This is a genomic window from Paracraurococcus ruber (assembly GCF_004353985.1).
Lineage (GTDB): Bacteria > Pseudomonadota > Alphaproteobacteria > Acetobacterales > Acetobacteraceae > Paracraurococcus > Paracraurococcus ruber.
Genome location: NZ_SMOA01000396.1, coordinates 1 through 3727, shown reverse-complemented (window position 1 = coordinate 3727; position 3727 = coordinate 1). Strand labels below are relative to the sequence as shown.

The 3727-nt window shown below is 70.0% G+C and carries 2 protein-coding genes and 1 pseudogene; 2 read left to right on the top strand and 1 reads right to left on the bottom strand.

What is annotated here, in order from left to right:
• The coding region (locus tag E2C05_RS29685) for a methyl-accepting chemotaxis protein (RefSeq protein WP_240046949.1) at window positions 1-1033 on the top strand (1033 nt) is incomplete at its 5' end.
• Window positions 1034-1558: 525 nt separating this feature from the next.
• On the opposite strand, the gene E2C05_RS29680 is transcribed toward E2C05_RS29685, so the two are convergent.
• Complete coding sequence (locus E2C05_RS29680) at window positions 1559-2239, bottom strand: DVUA0089 family protein (RefSeq protein ID WP_133223223.1); 681 nt, start codon at window positions 2237-2239, stop codon at window positions 1559-1561.
• Between the two features lie 306 nt (window positions 2240-2545).
• Between E2C05_RS29680 and E2C05_RS29675 the strand changes: the two are divergent.
• A pseudogene (locus E2C05_RS29675) lies at window positions 2546-3586 on the top strand (IS3 family transposase).
• Window positions 3587-3727 lie beyond the last annotated feature (141 nt).

Genomic DNA, 3727 nt, shown 5'->3' with positions numbered 1-3727 from the left:
GGCCGGCCGCGCGGCGGCCGCGGCCGGCGACGCGGCGCGCCATGCCACCGAGGGGCGGGAGGTCGCCGGGCAGGTCGCCGCCTCCGCCGGTGCGCTGGTGGGCGCGGTGGACGAGGTGGCGACGCAGATGACCGCGGCCGGCCAGGCGACGCGCGCCGCGGTCGACCTGACGGAGCGCGGCCGCGCCGTGTTCGAGGGTCTGACCGCCAGCATGGCCGAGATCGGCGGGGTGTCGCGCCTGATCGCCGACATCGCCGCCCGCACCAACCTGCTGGCGCTGAACGCCACGATCGAGGCGGCGCGGGCGGGCGAGGCCGGCAAGGGCTTCGCGGTGGTGGCGACCGAGGTGAAGGCGCTGGCCGGGCAGACCGCCCGCTGCACCGAGCAGATCGCCGCCCGCGTCGCCGCGCTGGACGGCGCCGCGCGGGAGGCGACCGGGGTGCTGCACGGCATCACCGAAGCGGTCGGGCGGATCGACGCGGTGGCGGAGGCGGTCGATGCGGCGGTCGCCGCGCAGACCACGACGGCGAAGGCGATCGCCGAGGCCGTGGACAGCGCCACTGCGGCCTCGGGCCGGGTTGCCGGGCAGGTGGAGACGGTGGCGACGGAGGCGGAGGCGAGTGCCGGGCAGGCCGAGGCGCTGCTCGGCGGGATGGAGGAGATGACGGGTATGATGGCTGGCCTGGGCAACCGGATCACCGGCCTGATGCGCAGCCGGATCGCCGAGTTGGAACGCCGCGCCGCGCCGCGCTTCCCCCTGCCGCCGGCGCTGCAACCGGCTCGGCTGGATGCGCCGACCGGGTCGGTGGAAGGCCGGGTGACGGAGATTTCGCGCACCGGCGCGCTGTTCGCCGGCGCCCTGCCCGCCGGGACCGTCGAGGTGCGCCTGCACCTGGCGGGGGCGCCGCCGATCGCCTGCCGAGTGGTCGGCACGCGGCCGGAGGGCATGGCGCTGGCCTTCGCGCAGGAGGCCGAGCAGGCGGAGGCGCTGGACCATCTGCTGGCGCGATTGCCGGAGCGGTTCGCCGCCTGACGCGCAGCCTGGCCGGGCTGGATCATCCGACCGGCGGAGACGGCATGCCGCGACCGGCGCGCGCGGGCGGGCATCAGCGCCGAGGCCCAGACGCGGCGAGGCAAGCGCGTCATGACCGCGAACCGTCGCCCCGGCGAAGACGCGGCGCTGGCCGGCGGGTGACGGCGCGGCGGCGCCGGCATGGCCGCACCGCCGCGCGCCGCCGAGGCGCTCGCACCGCATCCTCGCCACCTTGGCCGACGCCCTGGCCCGCGGGCCGAAGCGGCGGACAGGTGCGGCCAGGGCAGAGGGTGGCGCAGCGGCAGTGGCAGCCGACCTCCGGCCACCGGCGATCCGGGGCGGCGCGGGTATCGAGGGACCGCGTGGTCCCCCATCCTCGAAGATCACGGCTGGATTGAACGCTTGGCGGCCGGCTCCGAGATGGACGACGCGCCCCGGCGGGAGGCGTGGCAATTCTCGTAGTAGAGAAAAGGGGCAGCCCCAGCGAGGCTGCCCCTGCAGAAGACCCGACAGGCGGGATGACGATTATGCAGCGTCCTGCTTGCGCCCGCGGCGAACCAAGCCGAGGCCGAGCAGGCCAGCGCCCAGCAAGGCAAGAGACGCCGGTTCGGGCACACCCTGCAGAACCGCTGAGTTCACGTTCAGGATGTCGAACGCCCAGTTGCTGGTCCGCGGATCACCAGTCACGTCGGTGAAGGTGGTAGCTCCCTGGAAGCCGTTCGACAGGTTCGGCCCGTTTGCGAAGTTCGGAAAGACCGAAACCGACACGGAATAGCTTCCGGCGGCGAGGGCAGGCAGGAACAGGAAGGTATCGTAGTGCTGCCCGGTGACAGCGTCCGCCGGCACGTTGCCGCCGCCATCGTCGTTCTGCCCGATGAGGGCACCGGAAGAACTGAACAGCGCGAGGATCGGATCGAAGCCGCCCTGCGGAATCATCGTACCCGCAGCGTTGGTGCCACCGGAGTAAGAATAGGTCACGAGCGTGACGTCAGACGGCGCCCCGACATTGAAGTTGAAGAGCAGCACCTGGCCGGGGTTCGCCAGATTGCCCGTGAAAGAGAAATTCGCCGCCTCGGACGGCGCACTCCAGCCGATGAGGGCTGCAACCAGCCCGGCGACAAAACCTTTGACTATCGTTTGCATGGTGTGCTTTCCGGATCCAAATTCGGCCGCCTGTGCGGCCAATCCAAACAGAGCAATACCCATGCCAAAAGTTAAGTTACTGAATCCAACGCGCCGCTTTCCGTTATCGCGCGTGGGTGTAAAGTATCAGAGCCTTAGATATTCAGAACTCTTTTTGTTTCCTGAACTCTAACGCAACATAATTACTCAGGTTACACTCGGGACCGCATTAGGGAGCCTGGGGGGGGGGAGGGGGGGTTGAGGTGGGTGGGCGCCCGAGAGTGCTTTCTGCAGCCGCGCGAGTGACGCGCGGCTCAGAGCGGCCCAGCGAACTGCCTCCGTAGAAGCAGTCCGCCAACAAGGTAGTCCGGCGGCTGCGGAGGACCTGGGATGGCGCGAAAGAAGGCGCATACGCCGGAGGAGATTGTCGCCAGGCTGCGGCAGGTCGAGGTCATCGTGGGCCAGGGCAAGTCGGTGGCGGAGGCGGTGCGGTCGATCGGCGTGACGGAGCCAACGTACGACCGCTGGCGGACAGAGTTCGGCAGGCTGAAGCTCGACCAGGTGAAACGCCTGAAGGCGCTCGAGCGAGAGAACGCGCGGTTGCGGGAGGCGGTGTCGGACCTGACGCTGGAGAAGGTCATCCTCAAGGAAGCCGCCGCGCAGGGCGGATGACGAAGCCAGGCTGAAGGCGGACACCGTCGCGCTGGCGAAGCGCTACGGCCGGTATGGCTACTGGCGGATCACGGCGCTGCGGCGGGATGCGGTCTGGTCGGTGAACCGCAAGCGGGTGGAGCGGATCTGGCGGCGCGAGGGGCTGACGGTGCCGCGGCGGCAGCCGAAGCGCGGCGGGCTGTGGCTGGCGGACAGCTCGTGCATCCGGCTTCAACCCGAGCGGGCGAACCATATCTGGGCCCACGACTTCGTCGCGGACCGGACCCGCGACGGCCGCAGGGTCCGGATGCTCTGCGTGGTCGACGCGTTCATGCACGAGGCACTGGCGATCCGGGTCGCACGCAAGCACAGGTCGTCGGATGTGATCGACGCGCTGGTCGACCTATTCCTGGCGCACGGGACGCCAACGCACAACCGCTCGGACCACGGGCCGGAGTTCATCGCCGCGGCGGCGAAGGCCTGGATCACCGGCGTCGGCGCCAGGACGGCCTCCATCGAGAAGGCGAGCCCGGGCACGGCGAATCCTTCAACGGCAAGCTGCGCGACGCGCTGCCGGACGGCGAGGTGTTCGACACGCTCCGGGAAGCCCCGGTACTCATCGAGGAATGGCGCCAACACCACAACCGGGTCAGGCCGCACTCGTCGCTTGGCTACCGACGTCCTGCGCCGGAGAAGGTATCGATCGCCGGGTCACAAAGCGGCGCAGGAGGAGGCGCAGCGGCGATGGTCCACTCGCGTTCCGCCCGGGTCACACGATGAGGACTGGTGGGCGGCGCCCCCGGGACTGTCGGCATTTTCGTGTGTTGCCGGTCATGAGGGAAAGGAAGGACCTCCCCCATGGCTCGAAGGAAAGCGCCACATATCGCCGATGAGTTGCTGGACCAGCTACTCTCCGGCACG